Genomic DNA, 22,383 nt, shown 5'->3' on the forward strand with positions numbered 1-22,383 from the left:
TGCAAAACGTGTATAAGGTTATTTTGGTAGATGACGAACCTTTGGCCCTGGAAGGGCTGCAGTTTATGGTAGATTGGGAAAAACACGGATTTAAGATTCATTCTGTGTACAATAATGGCGAAGAAGCACTTCGTTCTATTATGGAGGTAACGCCCGATCTTGTGTTTACCGACATTCGTATGCCAGTAAGGGATGGACTCAGCCTCATCCGCGAGATCAGAGGACAAGGCAATGAATGGACCAAATTTGTTATCTTGAGTGGATATGATGATTTTGATTATGCCATTCAGGCTATGGATTTGGGGGTGACTTTATATTTGACCAAACCTATTGACAGTGTCGAAGTAGGTGATGTATTGTTTCGGCTCCAAAAGGAGTTTATAAAACGGGAACAGCAAAAGCTACTCCAGATTCATGCAGATCGTTTTTTGATTGAACATGAACTGTCTGTTCTGTTATTTGATAATGGAGAGAATAAACGCAAAACTGTATCAAATGTTCTGTCTTCCTTGTCTGCTAAAGCATCTCAATGGGTTTATTGCCTTATAGGAACAGAGGCAGAGAATTACTCTATGGCTAGAGAGGTGGCACGACGCATTACAGAGGAGAAAGACTGTTGTTATCTGGTTGATATGGAGCGATTGACCTTTGGAATGGTACTTAGATTAAGTGGGGAAGGACATACAGATGTTCAAACTTTTGCTGAGCAATTGCTTCAAACCATGCAAATGATCGCACCCGGCAAGATTGAAATAGCTGTAGGGAGTGTCGTGGATAAGTTAGAGCTGTTGTTCCAGTCATACAACTGTGCGAAAGAAGCGGAACAATTTCTTTTTTTTGGCCCGAATAGATTAGTTTATTATGAGGAGATTAAGGATAAATTACTATCTTCTGATCCTAAGGTGCTCAAGATAACTGATTCCATTTTAAAAATGATGGAAAACGGGGCTCCAGAGGAGTTGTCCGCTGTTGTTCGGAAGACGTCTCATTTCTTTGAGGAAAGTATGATATTGCCGGAATTGGTCCGCATTTTCATTACTCAGGTCATGCTCCGCTGCGCTTCTGTTTATAAAGAGCTGGGTGGAAAACCCAATATGCTGATGGATGATTTTGCGGCTGCAGCAGTTTCTTCCTACGACAGACGACTACATGATGCTTTTACGTTATTGGAGAAATACTGTTTGAAGTGCCAGATGCTCTGCTCCCAATTACAGAGTCTGCATGCTGGCAGTACACAGGAGAAAGTTGCTGCATTTTTACGTTCTCATTATTCTGATCCCATTACCATTAAGGATATTGCGGAACGATTTCATATGAATCCTGCCTATTTAGGTCAATCTTTCTTGCGCCGATACGGGGTTGGAATCCTGGATTATCTTCATAATCTTCGCATAGAGGAAGCGAAACGGCTTTTGCGGGAGACTGAAATGACCTCAACGTCTATTGCAGAGTCTATTGGGTACCAACGTTATCAATATTTTCTAAAGCAATTTGAACGGAGAACAGGTATGAGACCGGGAGATTACAGGGCGCATTCCTCTCAATAATATGCAAAGGGAGCAAAAGTTTAATTAGGGGGAGATTAAACATGAATTTATGTATGTTGAAATCGCTTGCATTTTTTTATAGTAAAGAAGCAAGATATTTCTAGACTAAAGGACTAAAGGAGGAGCATAAATGGCAAGATTAAAGTTTTTAGGCTCCGGGCTGCTTGTGCTGGCATTGAGTTTGGCGCTAGTCGGTTGCAACGGTAATGACAACGGAGCAGATAAGCAAGGAAGCGTTTCGGGCAATTCAGGGGGAGAAGTCAGCGGAAAGTTGGAACCAATCACAATTTCCGCATTTATTAAGTCGGCAAATCAGCAGCCAACTGCAGACAATCGGATCTACAAGAAAATCAAGGATGAGCTTGGCGTCACGCTTAAGATGGAGTTTCTTGTTGGGGACCTTCAACAGAAGCTCGGAGTTATGATAGCCGGCGGAGATTATCCTGATATCATCACAGGAGATACGAAGCTGGTTGGGGCAAAGGCGGTCATTCCTCTGGAGGATTTAATTGAACAGCACGCTCCCAACTTGAAGAAGCATTACGAGAAAAGCTGGAACCGGATGAAGGATTCCTCTGATGGCCATATCTACTGGTTGCCCAATACCGGTGTTTTTACCGGAGAGGTGACTGCCACAACGCATTCGGGCCCTGCCTTCTGGATCCAGAAGGAGGTCTTGAAGGAAGCAGGTTACCCGAAGCTGAAGACGCTGGATGACTATTTGAAATTAATCCGCGACTATGCCGTAAAGCATCCCGAGATTGACGGTCAACCAACGATTCCATTCACTACATTTGCTTCAGAATCCAAGATGTTCCCTCTTGTCAATGCTCCGGAGCATCTGGCCGGTTATCCCAATGATGGAAACGTGATTGTGGATAATGGTGTCGCCACCGTATTTTCAGATAAAGAAATCTCCAAACGGTATTATAAGGAACTGAATACCCTGTACAATGAAGGTCTGCTGGACAAAGAAGCCTTCGTACAAAACTATGACCAATATTTGGCCAAGCTTTCCTCCGGCCGCGTGCTTGGCATGTTTGACCAACAATGGAATTTTAGCAAGGCGACGGAAGCGTTGGTTGCCCAGAATAAGGGGAATCGAACGTATGTAGGCATCCCACTGGTTTATGATTCGAACATCAAGGATTATTATCGTGACCGCAGCGTTGCTAACCTGAACAATGGCTTTGGCATAACCAAGGATGCCAAAGACCCAGTTCGCATCATCAAGTTCTTGGATACCCTGATTACGGAAGATTGGCAGAAACTGCTGAACTGGGGAGAAAAGGATATCGATTACAAGGTAGATGAAAACGGTTTGTTTTATCGCACACAAGAGCAACGTGAACAACAGGCGGATCCGACTTGGAAGCTAGCAAACAAGGCAGAGGCGTTCCTCGCTCAGGCGCCTAAATGGGAAGGCACATACAGTGACGGAAATGCTTCCTCTCCTGGCGGCCAGCCGGGAGAATTCTATGAGGTATTGAAGCCATGGGATAAAGAAGTGCTCGATGCATATGGTTATAAATCCTGGACGGAGTTTTTCTCCCCTGCCCCGGAAAACCCGGTTTATTATCCGGCTTGGCAAATTTCTCTGTTAGACGGATCACCAGCTGCTATCGCAAACAAGCAAATGAATGATGCATCGCTCAAATTTTTGCCTAAAGTGATTATGTCCAAACAAGATCAATTCGAATCCACTTGGAACGAATATGTCAACGCTTTCAAGAAAATTAACGTGAAGGCGTACGAGGACCGTATTAATGAACAGATTCAATGGCGAATCGAGAACTGGACTAACAAATAAATAGCTAGAATATGGGCCTGATGGACTGGTGGAGGTCAGAAGCGTGATTTCCACAGTCCATCTAACAGAATGGCGTAATAAGGACAGGAGGAGAGAATTTCATGGCTGACATTTCCATGGCCACGCAACCAGAAAAAGATGCATTTTTTTTTCATTCAAGACCATCTTTACTAAAGCGAATGAGCGGACAAAAGCAGTTGATACTGATGTCGCTGCCTGTCCTTGCTTATGTTCTATTATTTTCATATTATCCAATTTGGGGTTGGTCGATGGCATTTCAGGATTATACCCCGATAAAGGATTTTACAGAACAAACCTGGGTTGGTTTCAAGCATTTTAAGTTTTTGTTTAGTGACTCTGTTTTCCTTACTGTACTTCGCAATACCCTTGCCATGAGCTTTATCAACATGATGCTGGGCTTTGTAACCTCTATTATATTGGCACTTTTGCTTAATGAGGTAAAAGTTAAATGGTTTAAACGGTCCATTCAAACGATTTCTTATTTGCCTCACTTTTTATCTTGGATTATCGTAACAGGTATTGTAGCTAATGTATTGACTGTAGATAACGGCATTTTAAATGTAGTATTGATGAAGCTTGGTTTTATTGATGAGCCTATTATGTGGCTGAGTAATCCCAAGTATTTTTGGGCGATTGTAGGGGCTTCACATGTATGGAAGGACCTTGGATGGGGGACCATTATCTATCTGGCAGCCATTACCTCCATTGACCCATCTTTATACGAAGCGGCAGACATAGACGGAGCCAACCGGTATCAGAAAATGTGGAATATTACCTTGCCTGGCATCAAATCCATCATTGTGATTCTTTTGATTATGAATCTGGGCTGGATTTTAAATGCGGGTTTTGAGGTTCAATATTTGTTGGGCAACGGTGTTGTTGTGGATTGGTCGCAAACCATTGATATATTCGTACTTAAATACGGCTTACAAGTGGGCAACTATTCCTTGGCAACTGCTGCAGGAATCTTTAAGACAGTGGTCAGCATCGTCATGATTGCAGGGGCCAATGCAATATCTAAACGGCTTGGTGAAGAAAGACTGGTATAAGGAGGGACCAGATGAGAACGAACAAATATCAGTTAGAACCGGTTGTTTTTCAAACATTCAACATAATGTTTATGATTTTGATAGCGGTTGTAACGCTTTATCCTTTTTTGAACACCATTGCAATATCATTAAATGCCGGTAATGATACCATCCGGGGAGGAATTTATTTATGGCCTCGGGTGTGGACGGATCAGAACTACAGAGCGGTATTTGCAGGCGGAACACTCTTGCACGCTTTCTGGATTTCGGTAGCCAGAACCGTACTTCACACGGTACTAGCCCTCTTTGTGACCTCCATGCTGGCTTATTCGCTAAGCCGGAAGGAATATGTATTCCGTAAGCCCATGACCATTATTGTAATTATGACAATGTATTTCAGCGCGGGGCTTATTCCGCATTATTTCCTTATCAGAGACCTGCATTTGGTAAATAGCTTTTTGGTGTACATTATACCCGGCCTTGTTAGTGCCTACAATATGATTATTATCCGTACCTACATTCAAACCCTGCCCGAAGGGCTCATTGAATCAGCCAAGATCGACGGAGCAGGAGACTTCCGAACATTTATGTCCATTATTCTTCCTCTATGTCAGCCAGTCCTTGCCACGGTGGCGCTGTTTGTTGCAGTGAGCCAGTGGAATTCGTGGTTTGATACTTTCCTGTATGCCTCCTCCAAACAGGAACTGAGTACGCTGCAATACGAGTTGATGAAGCTCTTATCATCCTCTATGAATTTGAATTCTAGCTCTGCTGTCACCAACGGTGGTTCAGCAATGGAAGGGACTCATGAGGTTGTAACCCCGGCTTCCATTCGGGCGGCCATCACCATCGTTGCATCTGTTCCTATTATTATTGTCTATCCGTTTTTACAAAAGTATTTTGTGCACGGCATGCAGCTTGGCAGTGTTAAGGAATAAAGCGGACAAATATGCATAACCGTTTACGAATGGGAACGATAGCTCAATTAACAATAGATGCCGCCGGTCAGACGATCGGCGACGTGTCTCTTTTGATGGCGAAGGACAGCCTCTTCTATTCGAGAAACGGCTTGCTTGCGAACGCTCCTCACTTTTATGAGAAGCTCATCGGTGGTTTCCTTCTGGAGAATGCGATTACGCTCGGCAGTGATTATTCGAAATAACTCGAAAAAGGAGATAAATGCGATGCATACAAAAGACGGCATGAACTACGCCCCAAAAGGAAAGCCTGCACCGGTTTGCGAAGAGGGAGCTTTTCCGTTTGCGGCAATCGGACTCGATCACGGGCATATTTATGGCATGTACAACGGGCTTATCGAAGCCGGTGGACAGCTGAAATGGGTGTACGACCCGGACCGAGCCAAGGTGGATAAATTCATTCAAATGTACCCTGAAGTCAAGGCGGCAGATCCGAACAGGAGGTACGGCAGGATTCGGCCGTAAAATTGGTTGCCGGTGCTGCCATCACCTCGGAACGTTGTGCGCTGGGATTGCGCGTCATGTCGCACGGCAAGGATTATTTTACGGACAAAGCCCCCTTTACAACGCTGAAGCAGCTGGAGCAAGCAAGGCAAAAAGTAGTGCAGACCGGCATGAAGTACGCGCTTTATTACAGTAAGCGCATACACGTGGAAAGCGCGGTCTATGCAGGACAATTGATCGATCGGGGCGCGATCGGGAGCGTGCTGCAGGTAAGTGGATTTGGTCCGCATCGGATAGCGCGCCGTCAAGGCCGGATTGGTTTTTTAACAAAGAACAATTTGGCGGCATTCTTTGCGATATCGGCAGTCATCAATGCGAGCAATTTTTGTTCTACACAGGTTCCAAGGACGCGAAAGTAGTGAACAGCCAGGTAGCTAATTATAACCATAAGCAATATCCGACGTTCGAGGATTTCGGAGATTGCAACATGGTGGGCGCTAACGGTTCATCGGGATACTTCCGTGTCGATTGGTTTACGCCGGATGGTCTCAGCACATGGGGAGACGGTCGGACGATTATTCTGGGTACCGACGGTTATATCGAATTGCGGAAATACGTAGATATAGCCAGAGAGAAAAGCGGTGGACATGTCTACCTTGTGAATCATGAGGGCGAGTTTCATTTCGACGTATCCGGTAAGATCGGATATCCGTACTTCGGGGAACTGATTTTGGACTGTTTGAACCGTACGGAGATTGCGATGACTCAGGATCACGCCTTTAAGGCGGCTGAGCTTCGCTTGGTGGCGCAACGCGATGCCCAATTCATTGAAGGCGTATCATAGCCATTCGTCAATGAAGATTCGTCAAGCCTAGAGATTTTGGATGGAGGTTGCAGTTTATGGTGAAAAAAGGGGTCTTTTACTACATTAAACATGATTTTCGCCTTTATTTGATGTTGGTTATCCCTGTTGCTTATCTTTTGGTTTTTAAATATGCCCCCATGTATGGCATACAGATCGCTTTTAAGGATTACAACATTTTTCAGGGCATGAACAGCAGCCCCTGGAATCATTTTGAAACCTTCAAGCAAATTTTTTCTTCGAAACAATTCTTTCAAGTGGTAAGAAACACGTTGGTGCTAAACGGTTTGGATTTGATCGTGGGATTTCCGGCGCCGATTATTTTGGCTATTTTAATCAATGAACTGGTATGGACGAAGTTTAAGAAGGCAAGCCAGACCATCTTGTACCTGCCCCATTTCCTTTCCTGGGTCATTATTGGCGGAATCGTTGCCCAATTGTTTTCTCCCACGGGCATGCTCAACTCCTTGATTGCCGATATGGGAGGTCATACCTTTCCGTTCCTTACGGATAAATACGCATGGGTTGGAACTTATATTTTTGTCGGCATCTGGCAGAATGCGGGGTGGGGAACTATTTTGTATCTAGCAGCGATGACGGGAATTGACAACCAATTATATGAAGCTGCTGAAGCAGATGGTGCAGGAAGATTTAAAAAAATATGGCATATTACGTTGCCGGGTATTCGCCCGACCATCGTCATTCTTTTGATTCTCCAAATCGGCAATATTATGGCGATTAACTTCGATCGTCCCTTCAACATCCAAAACAACCTGGTTATGGATTTCGGCGATGTGATTAGCACTTATGTTTATCGAGTCGGCATTCAAACCGCGGACTTTTCGTTAGGTACGGCAGTCGGCTTGTTCCAGTCCGTTATTTGTTTGATATTTTTGTTAAGTTCCAATTATATTAGCCGCAAACTGGGCGAAAACGGAATTTGGTAAGGAGATGACGACCATGTTACTTAAAAAAAAGAGAATGTCTGACTATATCATTGCATTCGTTATTTTAATTTCGGTTTTCTTATGCCTGGTACCTTTTCTCTATATTTTATCGCAGTCATTCAGTTCTAACAGAGCCATAGTATCTCAATCTGTGACCATATATCCCATAGATTTCAATATTGAAGCTTATAAAGTTGTCTTTGCGGATACCAGCATGTTGTATTCCTTATTCTACTCGGTCATTCTGACGGTTGGATTTGTGCTACTGGCATTGATTACGACCATCTTGGCCGCCTACCCACTGACGAAAAAGAGACTCCGTGGCAGAGAGTTTTTTCTCCTGATGATGTTGTTTACCATGTATTTTAGCGGCGGTTTGATTCCGGACTATTTGAATATAAAGAATCTGGAATTATTAAACACTCCATGGGCGCTGGTTCTTCCGGGGCTGATGAGCGTGTATTACATGATCATTATGAAAACGTTCTTTCAGAGTTTGCCCGATAGCCTGGAGGAGGCCGCCCACCTGGACGGATGCAACGACCTTCAGATCCTGCTGAAGATCGTCTTACCTCTTTCCAAGCCGGCACTTGCTACCATGAGTTTGCTGTACGCCGTCTTCCGGTGGAACTATTTTCAGGATGCTCTTTTCTACATCTCAGACGAGAAGTATTATCCGATCCAGCTTAAGCTATATAACGTGATCAATATTTCACAGAGTTTCGCTGGCGAAAACGTCGTCGTCAATTTGCCGTCGGAAGCGTTGAAGGCAGCAGCCATTATGTTTGGCACGATACCGATTCTGCTGGTGTATCCATGGCTTCAGAAATACTTTGTATCCGGCATTATGATCGGTGCCGTTAAAGGTTGATATAGATGGCGTGGAATGAAGGGTCCCATTCATTTCGCACATTTATATAAATAAATATTTCTTAAGGAGAGGTCTACATGAAGGTGAAAGCATCCAAATTTTTGCTTGTTGCTTTGGTAACGTTCTTGATCGTGTCGACATTGGCTGCTTGTTCATCAAACGGCAAGAACACGTCAACCGACACACAAGCGTCAAGCAACGCGCCGAGTACGGAAAGCGACAGTACGCCAAAAGAACATCGAACGTTAACTGTCGAAGTTTTCGACAGAGGCAAACCCGGACAGCCCGATTTGAACAATAACTACTGGACAAGGTATATCAACGATAATTTCGGCAAGCAGTATAATGCCACCGTTAAGTTCGTTACCGTCCCCAGATCCCAGGAAGTAGAAAAGCTGAACGTATTGATGGCATCCAGCGATGCGCCTGACATTGTATTCACGTACGACTCAGCAACCGTTCATAAATATGTGCAGCAAGGTGGGTTGACGGATCTGGGTTCCGTTCTCGAACAACATGGATCTGCTCTCACAGACTATCTTGGAGACGATATTTTAAAGTATGGTCAATTTAACGGCAAGCAATATGCCATACCGGCAAAAAGGACGTTTCTCGCAGGTTTTAATACCTTTATACGCAAAGATTGGCTCGATAAACTGGGGCTCCCTGTCCCCACGACAGCGGAACAGTTCTATGACACCATGGTAGCATTTAAGGAGAAGAATCCTGGAAACGTATCCGGAGTTATTCCTTATGCATATATCTTGAGTTCTACCAATCCGGGGGTGGGCAATATTTTTGAATCCTTTAAACCATCCAACCTCACGGAAAAAGAATTTGCTACGCTTCAAGCGTCAAACTTGTCTGTACCGCCGTGGAATTTGCCGGGGTATGATAAAGCCGTCCTATATATGAACAAGATGTATCACGAGGGGTTGATAAGCCCGTATTTCGCGACCGACAAGGACGGTAAACAGAGCGACGCCGATATTTCCAACGGCAAAGTCGGAGCGTTTCACACGAACTGGGACGGCCCGTATAGAACCGCTCCCGGCACCTACACCAACCTCAAAGCAAACGTCCCGGACGCAGAGCTTATTCCGATCGGTCCGTGGCAGAATGATGCAGGTAAACATCCTAAGCAAGGGTACAGCCCGAATGGCATATATATCTTTGTGCCCAAATTCAGCAAGAACGCTGACCTCGCGATCCAGTACCTGAACTGGATGGCCGACCCTGAAAATACCCTCTTCCTCCAGAATGGTAAGGAAGGCGAGGACTACAACATGGTGAATGGCGTTCCGGTCCAGACGGGAACGACAACATCAGGCGATAAGATGATGACGGTGGCCAACAACCTCGACTACGATATCCTCTCGAATGGTATCGAACTCGGCGATCCGGAGAAGAATGCGGCAGCCGTTTCTGCCGGATATCCGGGTTTTGAGAAAGAGGTGGAGAACGCGTTAAAGGTATCGATGGAAGACTATTACGCACCTTACTACTATTCGATGCCGAATGAAGCTGAATCGAAATACCGCTCACAGCTTACGAGTCTGTCGGCTCAATTGCTTGCCAAACTGATTTTTGCTAAGCCGGCCGAATTCGAGAGTCTGTACAAATCCTCGGTTCAACAGTTCATGGATCAGGGAGGAAAGGCCGTACTGGACGATTACATCAAGAATTACGATGCGCAAAATGGTCAATGATTCGCTGGTTTCACTGTCCCGTCAAAGAAAAAGGCGAGGGAAAAGAACTCTGGATGACGGAAAAATATCATCCAAATAGTGACACCAACTCGGCGGATCGCTGGCCTGAGGCATTGGAGGTTTCCCATCATATGCACAATGTTTTGGTCGAAGGAGATTTCCAGTCCTATGTATGGTGGTATATCCGCAGGGGGGACGGCCCGATGAAAGAGGACGGTACGAAAAGCAAGTGCAGCTATAATATGGCTCATTTCTCAAAATTTGTTCGTCCTAGTTATGTTCGGGTTGATGCAATAAAAAATCCCGACACTGACGTTTACACATCCGCATATAAAAGCGACGATAAGGTTGTTATTGTTGCAATTAACAAGGGAATTAAGTATTACGACCTTTATGGCTGATTATAACGGTGGTACGACTTCATGAAGCGGAGACAGGTGCAATAATATCCAACGCTGAAGTAAACTCCATCGGTGCGGACTGTACCGGTACCGGATATCGACAGTAATGGCTTGTCGGTATACTTAATCTTGGGGTTCCCAGTTGGACGGAATCGGTGTATTTTCCGACCAGCTGACTTCTGCTATACCCGTTTGTTGTCGCTCGAAAACCGGATTTCCTTGTAGTGTAGAGGGTCCGGTTTTTCATGTGATGAATTACTTTTGATATGAAGTAACCGCTCTAAGAGGAGAGGGGGACGTTTTTGAATTGGTGAACGATGAGGGAGGGGAGGTAGAAACGGATGGACAAGCTTCTGAAGCAGATCGAGGAAGCGAGACACAACATGCATCAATTAACCGGGCGATACAGCCTGAGTGCTCCACAAGTGGTGGAACAGTCGCAAAAGTTGGACGGTTTGCTAAACACCTATTATTTGGTGAAGGCGAGCAAAGCATATGAAAAATTTCATTTATCGGCAAATTTCTATTCTTGGGACAAGTTGTCGCGACGACAGGCGTGATGAGAAAGGCTGCTAATCCTCAAGATCATGCTTAAACTTGAAGATCTTCCCGTAGGGTATCCCGCGGTCTAAAAAAGCTTGTGTCTGGCGCTCTCCCTTGGAAATATCAAAATCAATGACTGGATTCATAAATCCCTGGAGTATTCTCACGGGCAGCTCCTAACCTTCTTGTTTTCCACACAGGAATAAAGTGTAAAAGCGGCTCTTTTAACGGATATAAAAATAAACTCAGGCTGGTTCTGCATGTTTAGCGGAACCAGCCTTTATTTTTACCTTTATATTTGATTTAAACTTTTACAAGGGATTTCCTCTACTTGTTCCAATCGGAGATCATTTGTAACAAAAACATCTGCTTGCGCAATGATGGCAGATGCGATCACAAGTGCATCCGGAGTTTTCATTCCGTATTTTCCTCGTAGGTAAGCGGCCCGTTCGGCCACTGCATGGTCAACGGACACAACCGAAAGATTTGGAAAATGAGCAAAGAGGAGCTTGTACTGCTTTTCTAAAGCGAGGTTTCCATCGCGAATTGGTTTCACGAAGATCTCGGTCAATGAAATGGTCGAAGCAACGGCAGAAAAGGCCCCTTCCTCAATTTGCTCGAGCAGCCCCTTCGCTTTCTCACCAAATTCAGGATGCTGCTCAATCACATAAATAAAAATGTTTGTGTCCAACGCGATTTTCTTAAACGAAGAGAGGGAGGAGGCGTTCACCAATTTTCTCGCTCCTTCCGAACATAATCATGACTGGGTTCATCGATCCATAATTCTTTTCCAAGTCCCCAAAGTTTGTCGGCGAACGACTTTGGTTTTGGCATGACAATGATTTCGTCTCGAACCTCGTCATACTGCCATAATAATTTATCGCCAACTGCTAATTTCGCCTTCACGCGTATTTCCTCTGGAATCGTAATCTGATACTTCGTCCGAATTTCGCTTTCCAATTTAATATTATGTTCCATATCACACCGTCCTCATATCCGTCTTACTATTATTCATTTTATCACACTTACAGAAATTTAATCCAACCTTAAGAACGAATGACAAAACACGACACGGAAGAATTTTTCGGTTTATGACCCGGAAGAGGACCGGCTGACACTTTGGAAAGACCGCTACCTCGAGTTGGAAATAACAGGAGATCGGAAGTGCGATGAATTTGAATTTGGAGCAAGTCGAACCTAGTGACCCCGTGCAGCTGCGTGCAGCTCGCAGTGCAAAGATCGTCCGGATACGCGGAAAGGGGAAAACGGAAGGAACCGAGTACTTGTCGGCCGATGCAAGGGCTGCCCTGGCCGATTATTTGGAAGAGGAGCGTCAGCTGGATGCTTCGGATGAAACGCTCGCTTTATTCTTGAGTGCGAAAGGAACACCAGCGCGTAAAGCAGATGGCCGGCTGTATCCTCGCTCCATTAACCGCATCTTGGAACAAATCGGGAAATGGCACGATGCAGAGATGAAAGATCCGGAGCGCCACCTTTCACCCTTGCGGCCGCATAATTTGCGCCATACCTTTGCCAATGAACTCGCGAAACAGCCGGATGTGACGGAGCAAGATTTAGAACGGCTGCTGCGTCATTGCAATAAACGATATTTAACGATTTATACAAGACCGCCAGAAGCCACGTCGGCGGGGTTTGTTGAAAAGTTATATGAACTCCATTCTGTCTCATACTCGTATGAAGTTCATCGAAATTTTCAACTTCCATGGTCAGGATACATTGCTCCGAACCATTGATTTCCGTGTAATTAGCGTTAGATGGTTCTTTCGACTTGATTAAAAATATTGCCTGTTCTTGACTGACACCTAGGTGTGCCTGGTGCTCATGCGCAGGTCTCGGCAGCTTTAAGTCGAGGTGATCAGTATACCATTTTGCTGACTCTTCTGTATTAGTTGCTGGCAAATAGATACATTCTATTCTTTTTACAATTGTGCTCGTTCTGCCCGTCATTTTTTGCCTGTACTTTTCTTTAAGTAAATTGCAAACAATCTTTATCCCTGCACAATAAGAATAAGCAAACTTATGGGAATGGCGGGTATCCGAACTCCATACCAAGTTATTTTTCAAAATTTATGCTTCCGAATCCATGAGACCGATGAATTCCCGGATCGGCTGTCGTCTATATAAACGAAGGCATAAATGAACACAAACTAATTTGACGAAGAGGTGTTTTGAAAATGGCATTAACGTCCGCATTCATGAGCTTCAACCTGCCTGTAAAAAACGTAGAACAATCGAAAGCGTTCTTCACCGGACTCGGATTCGAGCTCAACCCGCAATTCCCCGACAACGAGAATTCGGTAGCCATCGTGATCGGCGACAACCTGCAGGTCATGCTGATCAATCAAGCATTCTTTAATACGCTCACGGAGAAGGAATCCGTCGATACGAGCAAGTATGCGCAGATGACGATCGCATTGGCCTTCGAGAGCCGGGAAAAGGTTAATGAAATCGTGAATACCGCGGTCTCCTTGGGCGGGAAATTGCACGCTGAACCTGAAGATCATGGGTTCATGTATCATTGGGGCTTCGTGGACTTGGACGGCCATCTGTGGGCCATTAACTACATGAACATGGATGCGGCACAAGGTTAAGGCTAACGGAGAGCACCTCGTACTAGGTTCAAAGAGAAAGACGCCGGGCATCTTCCCCGGCGTCTTCTTCGCGATGATTAGTTTTGTTCGGTATAGGCTTTGAAATTGTCCATGATCGCTTGCCAGCCTGCTTGCTGGAACTCGACGGGATTGGAGCTTTCCGCGTCGAACGTTTCAATGACCTTCGTCACATTCCCTTGATCGACGAAAGCAATATCCACTCTTCTTCCGTCTTCCATGGTGTAGCCGATCGCCTCATGCCGATTCACGACATCGTAGACGCCGCCAAAATCAAAGCCCATGCTGCCATCCTTCGCTTCCATCCGTGTCAGAAACTTGCCGCCGACCTGCAGATCGTTTTCGGCTCTTGGCGCATGCCAGTCCTCGGACGCTTGATTCCACTTCGTGATGTGGGACGGCTCGGTCCAATAGCGCCATACCTTCTCGACAGGGGCTTGAATGACGGTTTGCACGGTTACTTTCGTCGGTTGATTCGTTTCCATTTTAAATAGACACCTCTCTCATGATATTCGTCGTTTGGTTATTCTCAATGATATAGACGTAAGCCAATGACGAAATTCATCGGTCAATTCGCTCAGGCAGCCCAAATCGCGAAAATAATGGCGTATGAATGAAGTTTTGAACGTGCAGGATTTGATTTTCTTTGGTTTCGATGACGTGGATGCCCCAGGGTACCAGGCCAGAGCCCTCTTTGCCCGGCATATACTGGGCCAACGCCGGATAACCGCCATTCACCGTAATGGGCAAAAATCGCGAACCTTCGCAATGCCAGCGAGTAAGTGAATAGAAGGCGGACAAATCTTCCTTGCCGCGGATCCACATCTCGAAGGGCGGCATTGACATGCAGCCTTCCTCGTGGAACAACGCGACGAGTGCAGCAATATCGAATTGCTCGAAAGCCTCCACATACCGGGACAGCAGCTGCTGCTCCGGTTGAACGTCCATGCTGCTGAGCTCATCCGAGCGAAGCTGCGCCCGGTCCATCGTCTCTCGGGCTCTTTGCAAGGCGCTGTTCACCGCTGCCGACGACATCGCCAACGTTTCCGCGATCTGCTTGGAGGACCATTCAAATACATCCTTCAAAATGAGTACCGCGCGCTGCCGCGGAGGCAAGGTCTGCAGGAGAGCGATGAAGCACAGTTGAAGGGTTTCTCTGCGGACGAGCCGATCCTCCGGATTGCCCCCAAAGTCGGGAGACGGCCAGATCCAGGCAGAGTCGGGCAGCGTGTCGCGCGGCTCGACGATGGCGACGGCAGGGTCGAACAGGTCAACGGGAAGTGCGCGGCGTTTGGATTGTCTCAGCTTGTCCAAGCACAGGTTGGAGGCAATCCGATAGACCCAAGTTTTGAACGAGGAATCCTGTCTGAACGTGCTCCAGCTCTGCCAGACCCGAATGCTCGTCTCCTGAACGGCATCGTCCGCATCGTCCATGGAACCTAGCATTCGGTAACAGAACGAGGTTAAGCCCGGCTTCAAGCTTGCAAATAATGGTTCGTCAAATGCGGTCTCGTTCATCGTGGCCTCCCTTTACGATTTCCCCGAAGGGTGGTACCTTCATTATATGCAATGAAGCGGACAGCCTCAATCCGAATAAATAGGCAGGATTTAGTACTCATGGATAAATATTTTAGGAAGAGCGGACGGGAATCCTCCCCATTTCAATGGGGCAGATGAAAGTCCGCTTTGCCCCAAATCCCCCTTGTGGGGATCAGGGGTAAAATATTGCACCATCTGTATCTCCAAAATCATTGTATCTATTTGAATAAGTGCTCATTTCTAGTACACTATCTGTATGACAAAAGATCATATAAAGCATGCTAGAACATGCGTCTACAACGTCAATTATCACATCGTTTGGTCGGTTAAGTATCGCCGATCGGTATTGTCAGCAGAGATCGAAGCTTATCTTAAAGAATTGTTCCAAGAAATTGCACAAGCAAAAGAATTTGAAGTGGTCATGATGGAGGTGGGAGAAAAAGACCATATTCATGTTTTTGCGTCTGCACATTCCAAAATAGCCCCTCCTACATCGTTAAAATGTTAAAAGGTATCTCTGCAAGAAAACGGTTTCTGAAGTTCCCCTATTTGAAAAAGAGATTATGGGGCGGGCATCTCTGGAACAGCAGCTTTTTCATTGAAACCATTGGTTCGATCTCCGAACAAGCGATAAAGCAGTACATCGAAAAACAAAAGAAAGGGGACGGCTGATGCAGAGAACCTATAAATTCCGCTTATATCCGGCCAAAGAAGAGCAAGAGAACATTCATTTTGCGCTGGAACGCTGCCGTCTCCTCTACAATCGCTTGCTCGCCGAACGAATCGCTGCCTACAAGCAAACAGGGCAGAGCTTGACCTATTACGAACAAAAAGCAACGTTGCCAGAGAGAAAAAAGTACATACCCGAGCTTAAAAACGTTCACTCCCAGGTTCTTCAACATGTGGTGGAACGGCTGGATAAGGCGTACCAGACCTTTTTTCGCCGCATCAAAACTGGCGAAAAAGCAGGCTTCCCGAGATTTAAACCGGAAAGTCGGTACAACTCCTTTACCTACCCGCAAAGCGGATTTTCCATAGAGGGAAAGCATCTTCGGCTTTCCAAGATCGGCGATGTGCGAATCCGACTTCATCGACAACCGCAAGGCAACATCAAGACCTGTACGATCATGGTCAAGAACGGCAAGTATTACGCCTGCTTTTCTTGTGAAGTCGAGAACGTACCTCTTCCCGCGTCAGAAAAACAGATCGGCATTGATCTTGGCATCTTGAGGCTTGCGGTCACATCAGACGGAGAGCGGATTGAGTCGCCGCAGTTTCTACGTAAAAGCGAAGACAAGCTGAAACAAAAGCAGCGAGCCGTCTCGAAGAAAAAACGCGGTTCTAACCGCCGACGCAAAGCGGTGCGCGAACTCGCCAGACTTCATGAGAAGGTAGCCAATCAGCGCAAGGATTACGCTCATCAAGTATCGCGAAAGCTGGTCAATGAATATGGGTTGTTCGCTTTTGAAGATTTGAATATACAAAGGATGGTCAAAAACCATCATCTGGCCAAAAGCATTGCAGACAGCGGATGGAATGGGCTGGTTCAATTCGTGACGTATAAGGCTGAAAGCGCCGGTCGTCAGGTTGTTCAAGTGAATCCTTACCGTACCTCGCAACGTTGCTCAAATTGTGGTGAAATCGTCCCCAAATCACTCGCTGTTCGTGTCCATCAATGTTCTTGTGGATACACGGCAGATCGTGACGAAAATGCAGCAATTAATATATTGAATCTAGCTTTGAAGAACATATAGTAAGATATGCAAAAGTTATAGTTGATTGGGTACACCATCTTTTACCTCATTTTATAATAAAGATTTCACTTTTTTCTTAATTGTTTCGAAAAAAGTTTTACTTAGAACACCAGTATAGGTTATTCTATTCCTTGTGCTTAAACAACATAAAGGAGTCCAATAACATGAATGAACGCCGTATCCAATCGGAACAACAAATTATCACTGACAAAGACTTTGAATATGCAATCAAAGAAGAAACCTTCGTTAAAGTGATGCAAAGCGGAATGCAAATCAGACCAGTGTCAACAATTGCCGGTTACAGCCAAGCAGCAATTAGAATGAAGGACGGCAGCATCGTACACAGAAACGCTAATTCGTTCTTTGCAATTGCTGAATAAGAGCGTCTTGCATAATTATTTAAGTAAAACGATCTAAATGATCGTTTTCTTTTTTTAGGAATGAATAAAACTGCAGGTCTTATGGTTGGAGTAAGCGTGGCGCATATTCGAGCGAAAAAAAGTAATGGCGCATTCTTTTGGGTGCGCTTATTTGATATTTAATACTGTAGAACTTGATCCCGGAAGCGTCCTATAAACTGGAAACGTTTAGCCTTGTTTTTTTGAGAAAATTTTGGGACAATGTTGAATGAAATTTTACTAGTGGTCCGCAGCGAGAGGATACTTTCTCCGAGAGATGTGAATCGGGTTTACCAACAGCTCAAAGCTTGAACTTGTTTCAGGCTTTTTTTCTATACATATCAACTTCATAGACCAGGAGAGAAAAATGAGAAACATCAGATTATTAGGGGTACTTTTTTTCGCTTCAGTTATTTTGTTCTCACAGCTTCCACTGCAGTCCGCGTCTGTTGTCCGGGCGGAGGCTGTTACAGGTGATCCGCGTCTGGATGGCGTTATGGTTCTCTATGTGGATAATCCCAAAGCCTATGTAAACCATCAGTTTATTCCCGTAGATGCGGGAGACGGCCGGATTGCTCCGCTTGTGAAACAAGGCAGGACCTTGGTGCCCGTCCGGTTTGTATCGGAGAATTTTGGAGCAACCGTGGAATGGGATTCCGCTAAAAACGGCGTCGAGATTGTACGGGATGAATTGATGATTCAGCTTTTTTTGGGCGAATCAATGATGGGAATTAACGGTCTTGGCAAGGAAATGGGAGCGGTACCTGAATTGATTTTAGGCAGAACCTATGTCCCGTTCCGGGCGATTGCCGAAGCATTGGGCAAACAAGTCTATTGGGAGAGCGGGCTCATTATGATAAGTGATCGGCCTATAACAAAAGAAGGCAATGAAGATTTGATCCAAGGTCTTCTGAGCATGATGAAGGTGGAGAAGAAGCCTGATCCGGCGAAGCCGTCGCCTCTTCCGGACAAGTACCCTGTAATGCTGGAAACTTCGGGTCCGGGTACCGTGCTGCTTCAGGATAAAAAGGTTTATTATAACGATGGATTTGACAAGAGCAAAGGCTTATTTGTTTTTACATACGGACAGGAAGGGCAGAAGAAGCGCATCACTCAAGATACGACATCGTCCATGAATATTGCAGGGGACTGGATTTATTATGTCGTTCCGAATACGGCCGGCTCCTATGGCGGCAAGAATCCGATTAAAAAAGTGAAAAAAACGGGCTCAACGCCGGTTACGATTACTACGGACTACCAGATTGACGAAGTTGTCGTCAGTGGGGACTGGATTTATTATGTATCTAACAATTACAGCACGAATACGGCTATTTTAAAACGGGTGAAGACAAACGGTTCAGGCAAAAAGGTGCTCCAGCAGCTGAAGGACGGTTATATTACGAACGTGCAAGTGAGCCAAGGCTACCTTTATTTCTTGAAAAAGAGCTTCTGCGGCTATGGCAAAGAGTGCAGCCTGGTCTACCGGATGAAGCCGGATGGCACCTCTTTGAGCGCTGTGAATACAAAGGAATATGCGGTCAGTATGCAGCTGGCCAACGGCAAGATCTACTACAGCCGTTTCCATGAAAATTTAAGAGACGACAGTAAGGATTCCATGCCTATCGATCTGTATTCCATGGAGATGAATGGAACCAAAGTAACGAATATCAGCAAAAACGCCATGAATCCTAATGACCTTTACTTCATCGAAAAATTTAAAGTGCACGGGGATTGGATCTACTTCGGCAAGTGGGACGGTCTCTATAAGATGAGGCTGAATGGCACGTCTATGACGAAGCTGGCGGATGTCAGCAATCCCTTTAATATTAATGTAATAGGCGAATGGATATATTTCAGGAATACTGCAAATGCCCACCGCGTAAAAACGAACGGTCAAGAGCACAAGACCTTGTTCTGGTAGGAATAATAAACCCGGAAGACAGGGCCTCCTTCGAATCAAGAGGAGCCTTTCTTCCGGGTTTATGCTTTTACCCGTTTAGTTCTGTACCACGATCCAAAGGCCGCCGACGACTTCCTGGCGCTCGTTCAGCTGCGAGATCTCGACGACCTGCAGGTCGCCGGGCCGGGCTGTCGAGGCAGCCGAAACGGTAAGCACCGCTCTTCGTACTTCCCCGGGCTCCATGCCGACTGATTTGAGCCGCGTACGCTTCGGTTCAACCGCCTGCCCGAGAAGCCCCATCGGCGGCCGGCCGTCCTGCTTCTCCGGCTCCGAGACGTCCCGGACCGGGATTCGCTCCTCAACGTCCACACGGACGGACCGCAGCTTAACGGGCGAGAACTGCGCAAAGCCGCAGCCGACCGCGCCGCGCAGCCATTCAAGCTGCCTCTCGTCATCCGCCAAAACCTGCCTTGCGTTCAACGTGAATACCGCACGCTCCTGCTCGGGGTTAACCAGTGCAAAGGCAAAAGAAAATTGCTTCAGCTGCATCTTCTGAAGATTAACGACGCTAATATTCCGCTGGGCGACATGCCGGTCGCCGACGACGTCGAAGATAGCTCCATTCTTGTAGCCGTCCGGCGGAATCGTCAAATTGACCCGGGCGAGCAGGCAGCGGTGACCGGCATCGGCCGGGCTTGGATTCCAGGGGAACTGGATGACGGCCTGGCTGTAGCCGCTGATCGTAAGAAAGCCGGCGCCGATCGGCGTGGCGGTCAATGGCGTGAAGGCGGTCGACGGATCGGCGACGAAGCCTTCCACGTAGGCGTCGACGGCATCGATGCCGCCGGCGTTGGTCACTTTTATTTTTAATTGATTCGTATCCCCTGCTACAGCTGTGCCGCCCTCGACGCCATCCGGCTTAATAATCGAAATATCCGGGCTTACCCAGAACGGAAGGCCCGCAGCGAGCGGCTCGGAGCCGTTATCGGCGGGATGGGTTCTTATATATAAATAGGTAATGCCGTCAAAAGGGTTCTTGTCGTCTTCACGGCCGGGATGGCCGGTATTGGCATTGCTTCCTGGCATTTCAGCCATAGTTGCCAGACCTCCTCTTTCGTCTTGTCGGACGGAATCTTATCGTTCAAAAAGCTTCGAATCTTGTCAACAGCTAAGTCACGTATTCCGTCTTGACAGGGTTCGATGTTTCCAGATCGTTAAGGGCCTTCCAAGTTTTCCAGCCGTAGCCGCGGTCGCCGTCCAGATTGAAATCCGGCATCTTGTCCATTCGCTCGCTGATCAGCCGGACGCAGAAGTTGATTGCACTGCCGAATTGTCCGGTATGCCATGTCTCCTGGTCGACCGTATGCGTGAACGTCATGCCCGGGCCATACGCCTCCACGCAGTCATGCAGCAGCTCGACAACCGGATTGATCGGGAAGCTGCCGCTGATGAAGGTTTCGGGAAACACGCCGTGGAACGGAATCGGAGCCGGCTCCGCATGCTGCTGTTCCTGGGCCGTGACCGGGTAGATCAGATGGTGGTTGGTCGGTCCGAACAGACCGTGAGACTCCTGCTTGCGCGGATATTGCGAGAAGTTAGCGAAGCCGCCCCCTGTCATGTGGGCGAACGACGTGTTCAGCAGCGCCTTGCCCCACGGCATTTTGTCCAGGTCGCGCGGCTCCGGGAAGAGATATCCGCCAAGCACAAGCATGAAACGGAGGTTGTCGTAAATCTCCCAAAGTCCTTTCTGAATCTGATAGATCAGCCATTTGAGCAGGCCGATCGCTTCGACGAACGGAAGACTAATAATCTCGTGCGCATGTGTGATAATCCAGGTGATCGTATAGGAGATGACGTCGGCCAGCCATTTGGCAAAAGCAAATATAGCCGCAAAAATCGCCCCTATGCTGAACCCGCCGCCACCGCCGCCGCCGCTCGGAGGAGAAGGGAAGCCGCTGGTGTAGTCGTTAACGAGATTAATGGTAGCGCTACCAGGAGGAGGTACAGGGGTCGGCTTCTGGGCGTCGCTGATCGTCGTCGAACGCTCGAACCATTTTAGCCAGAGCCTGTAGGTCGAGTCCAGGTCGGCGCCATTCATCCAAGTGGGGTGCTTGATATCGCCATACGTTTTCTCCATCGCCTTGACGAGAAGGTCCTGTAGCTTGTCCGGAAGCTTGCCGTCCGGAAATTCGACCAGTCTGTAGTAGTAGCTGCCCGAGATGGCGTTCGCGACATACTTGTCGTCAGCCGTCAGGTTCAGGCATTTTTTGAGGCTGGAGCTGTCCGTATAGAAGCGCCGCGCATAGGCGTCGATCCAGTTTTCGACCAGCTTATGTCGGTGCCAATGGGTGCGGAATGGTCCCCCTGTAATGGCGTTGACGAAGGGATGTCCGACCACGTCGGTGCCGATATGGCTGGCATAGCCAAGGCAATAACGCATCAAATCTTTGTCGCCTTCCGCCAGCGCCCACATATTAGAGAGAAATTGGCCGGTCCGGCGGTAATGCAGAAAGTCGAACCAGTACCATTCGTCCTCGGGGGCTCCTTGCTGTACCTTGGGATAGAACGGATAGAAAAAGTCGATATTGTCGGTCGCCACCTTGGCCGCTGCATTCAAAAGCGTGTCGGCGGCGAGTCCGGCGGTCGCTTTGATCTGGGTGAACAGCCCCTGAAACAGCGCTTCGTCCACGGCTGCAACGGCGTCTTCAATGTCATCGACCACCGGCTCGATCGTCGTTTCATAGAAGTCCCGGATCGGCTCCAGGGCATCGTACACGCCAAAAATAAAATTAACGAGCTCATCGAGAGGCGTACCGTATTCTTTTAGGGAGAAAAACAGAAAATCCGGGCCGATGCTGCCGAACGCGGCATACGGATTGCACGGCTCCGAGCGGAGCAAATCCGCCAAATCAGGCTTTTCCTTCAGGAGAGGCCTGCTGAGGCGCTGCTGCACGATAAGGTGAACAATTGAACTTGGCATGAAACGAACCTCCTTGTCCGGG

20 protein-coding genes and 4 pseudogenes are annotated in these 22,383 nt (G+C 47.0%); 17 read left to right on the top strand and 7 right to left on the bottom strand.

Translation table 11 applies throughout. The annotated features are described in order from the left end of the window. Positions 1 to 8: 8 nt before the first annotated feature. From KP806_RS19860 to KP806_RS19910, 11 genes and pseudogenes are all read left to right on the top strand, one after another. Positions 9 to 1,547, top strand: coding sequence for a response regulator transcription factor (locus KP806_RS19860; RefSeq protein WP_224725484.1), 1,539 nt, complete (start codon positions 9 to 11; stop codon positions 1,545 to 1,547). A 130-nt stretch (positions 1,548 to 1,677) separates the two neighbouring features. Then, positions 1,678 to 3,357 (top strand): ABC transporter substrate-binding protein, encoded by a 1,680-nt coding sequence (locus KP806_RS19865; protein WP_224725485.1) that lies wholly within the window; start codon positions 1,678 to 1,680, stop codon positions 3,355 to 3,357. A gap of 179 nt (positions 3,358 to 3,536) precedes the next feature. Further along, positions 3,537 to 4,427 (top strand): ABC transporter permease, encoded by an 891-nt coding sequence (locus KP806_RS19870; RefSeq protein ID WP_449589907.1) that lies wholly within the window; start codon positions 3,537 to 3,539, stop codon positions 4,425 to 4,427. A gap of 11 nt (positions 4,428 to 4,438) precedes the next feature. Beyond that, a complete protein-coding gene (locus KP806_RS19875; protein WP_224725486.1) occupies positions 4,439 to 5,344 on the top strand; it encodes a carbohydrate ABC transporter permease in 906 nt (301 codons plus the stop codon). Between the two features lie 11 nt (positions 5,345 to 5,355). After that, the gene (locus KP806_RS19880) at positions 5,356 to 5,568 is read left to right on the top strand and encodes a hypothetical protein (protein WP_224725487.1); all 213 of its coding nucleotides are present in this window, start codon (positions 5,356 to 5,358) and stop codon (positions 5,566 to 5,568) included. 22 nt (positions 5,569 to 5,590) lie between these two features. Continuing rightward, positions 5,591 to 6,671: pseudogene (locus tag KP806_RS19885) on the top strand (Gfo/Idh/MocA family protein). Between the two features lie 56 nt (positions 6,672 to 6,727). Further along, a complete protein-coding gene (locus KP806_RS19890; protein WP_224725488.1) occupies positions 6,728 to 7,636 on the top strand; it encodes an ABC transporter permease in 909 nt (302 codons plus the stop codon). Between the two features lie 13 nt (positions 7,637 to 7,649). Continuing rightward, entirely contained in the window at positions 7,650 to 8,507 is an 858-nt protein-coding gene (locus tag KP806_RS19895; protein ID WP_224725489.1) for a carbohydrate ABC transporter permease, read from the top strand. 77 nt (positions 8,508 to 8,584) lie between these two features. Further along, the gene (locus tag KP806_RS19900; protein ID WP_224725490.1) at positions 8,585 to 10,216 is read left to right on the top strand and encodes an extracellular solute-binding protein; all 1,632 of its coding nucleotides are present in this window, start codon (positions 8,585 to 8,587) and stop codon (positions 10,214 to 10,216) included. A gap of 23 nt (positions 10,217 to 10,239) precedes the next feature. Further along, positions 10,240 to 10,587, top strand: a pseudogene (locus KP806_RS19905) (carbohydrate-binding protein); the annotation flags it as partial. A 371-nt stretch (positions 10,588 to 10,958) separates the two neighbouring features. Further along, entirely contained in the window at positions 10,959 to 11,177 is a 219-nt protein-coding gene (locus tag KP806_RS19910; RefSeq protein ID WP_224725491.1) for an aspartyl-phosphate phosphatase Spo0E family protein, read from the top strand. A gap of 275 nt (positions 11,178 to 11,452) precedes the next feature. On the opposite strand, the gene KP806_RS19920 is transcribed toward KP806_RS19910, so the two are convergent. Continuing rightward, the gene (locus KP806_RS19920) at positions 11,453 to 11,890 is read right to left on the bottom strand and encodes a type II toxin-antitoxin system VapC family toxin (RefSeq protein WP_224725553.1); all 438 of its coding nucleotides are present in this window, start codon (positions 11,888 to 11,890) and stop codon (positions 11,453 to 11,455) included. Beyond that, a complete protein-coding gene (locus KP806_RS19925) occupies positions 11,887 to 12,138 on the bottom strand; it encodes an AbrB/MazE/SpoVT family DNA-binding domain-containing protein (protein ID WP_224725492.1) in 252 nt (83 codons plus the stop codon). Before KP806_RS19925 ends, KP806_RS19920 begins: the two co-directional genes overlap by 4 nt. Positions 12,139 to 12,329: 191 nt before the next feature. Here KP806_RS19925 and KP806_RS19930 point away from each other — a divergent pair, with 191 nt between their 5' ends. Further along, on the top strand, positions 12,330 to 12,914 hold the full coding sequence (locus KP806_RS19930) for a tyrosine-type recombinase/integrase (RefSeq protein WP_224725493.1): 585 nt from the start codon (positions 12,330 to 12,332) through the stop codon (positions 12,912 to 12,914). Here KP806_RS19930 and KP806_RS28025 read toward each other — a convergent pair. Further along, positions 12,859 to 13,128, bottom strand: a pseudogene (locus tag KP806_RS28025) (hypothetical protein); the annotation flags it as partial. The gene KP806_RS19930 and the pseudogene KP806_RS28025 overlap by 56 nt on opposite strands. Before the next feature lie 227 nt (positions 13,129 to 13,355). On the opposite strand from KP806_RS28025, the gene KP806_RS19935 reads away from it, so the two are divergent. Beyond that, positions 13,356 to 13,772: a VOC family protein gene (locus tag KP806_RS19935; RefSeq protein ID WP_224725494.1), complete on the top strand. Its 417-nt coding sequence runs from the start codon at positions 13,356 to 13,358 to the stop codon at positions 13,770 to 13,772. 77 nt (positions 13,773 to 13,849) lie between these two features. Here the strand turns inward: KP806_RS19935 and KP806_RS19940 are convergent, their stop codons facing one another. Together KP806_RS19940 and KP806_RS19945 are read right to left on the bottom strand one after the other, a co-directional pair. After that, positions 13,850 to 14,275: an SRPBCC family protein gene (locus KP806_RS19940; protein WP_224725495.1), complete on the bottom strand. Its 426-nt coding sequence runs from the start codon at positions 14,273 to 14,275 to the stop codon at positions 13,850 to 13,852. A 76-nt stretch (positions 14,276 to 14,351) separates the two neighbouring features. Further along, positions 14,352 to 15,308, bottom strand: coding sequence for a sigma-70 family RNA polymerase sigma factor (locus KP806_RS19945; RefSeq protein ID WP_224725496.1), 957 nt, complete (start codon positions 15,306 to 15,308; stop codon positions 14,352 to 14,354). Positions 15,309 to 15,585: 277 nt separating this feature from the next. Between KP806_RS19945 and tnpA the strand changes: the two are divergent. From tnpA to KP806_RS19965, 4 genes and pseudogenes are all read left to right on the top strand, one after another. Then, a pseudogene (gene tnpA, locus KP806_RS19950) lies at positions 15,586 to 16,001 on the top strand (IS200/IS605 family transposase). Then, the gene (locus KP806_RS19955) at positions 16,001 to 17,083 is read left to right on the top strand and encodes an RNA-guided endonuclease InsQ/TnpB family protein (protein WP_224725497.1); all 1,083 of its coding nucleotides are present in this window, start codon (positions 16,001 to 16,003) and stop codon (positions 17,081 to 17,083) included. The pseudogene tnpA and the gene KP806_RS19955 overlap by 1 nt, the downstream one beginning before the upstream one ends. A 164-nt stretch (positions 17,084 to 17,247) precedes the next feature. Next, the gene (locus KP806_RS19960) at positions 17,248 to 17,463 is read left to right on the top strand and encodes a hypothetical protein (protein ID WP_224725498.1); all 216 of its coding nucleotides are present in this window, start codon (positions 17,248 to 17,250) and stop codon (positions 17,461 to 17,463) included. A gap of 385 nt (positions 17,464 to 17,848) precedes the next feature. Then, on the top strand, positions 17,849 to 19,402 hold the full coding sequence (locus KP806_RS19965) for a DUF5050 domain-containing protein (protein WP_224725499.1): 1,554 nt from the start codon (positions 17,849 to 17,851) through the stop codon (positions 19,400 to 19,402). Positions 19,403 to 19,477: 75 nt separating this feature from the next. Here KP806_RS19965 and KP806_RS19970 read toward each other — a convergent pair whose 3' ends face one another. Together KP806_RS19970 and KP806_RS19975 are read right to left on the bottom strand one after the other, a co-directional pair. Further along, positions 19,478 to 20,476 (bottom strand): COG1361 family protein, encoded by a 999-nt coding sequence (locus KP806_RS19970; RefSeq protein ID WP_224725500.1) that lies wholly within the window; start codon positions 20,474 to 20,476, stop codon positions 19,478 to 19,480. 73 nt (positions 20,477 to 20,549) lie between these two features. Then, a complete protein-coding gene (locus tag KP806_RS19975) occupies positions 20,550 to 22,361 on the bottom strand; it encodes a hypothetical protein (protein WP_224725501.1) in 1,812 nt (603 codons plus the stop codon). Positions 22,362 to 22,383: the final 22 nt, after the last annotated feature.

Source organism: Paenibacillus vietnamensis (genome assembly GCF_020169515.1).
GTDB lineage: Bacteria > Bacillota > Bacilli > Paenibacillales > Paenibacillaceae > Pristimantibacillus > Pristimantibacillus vietnamensis.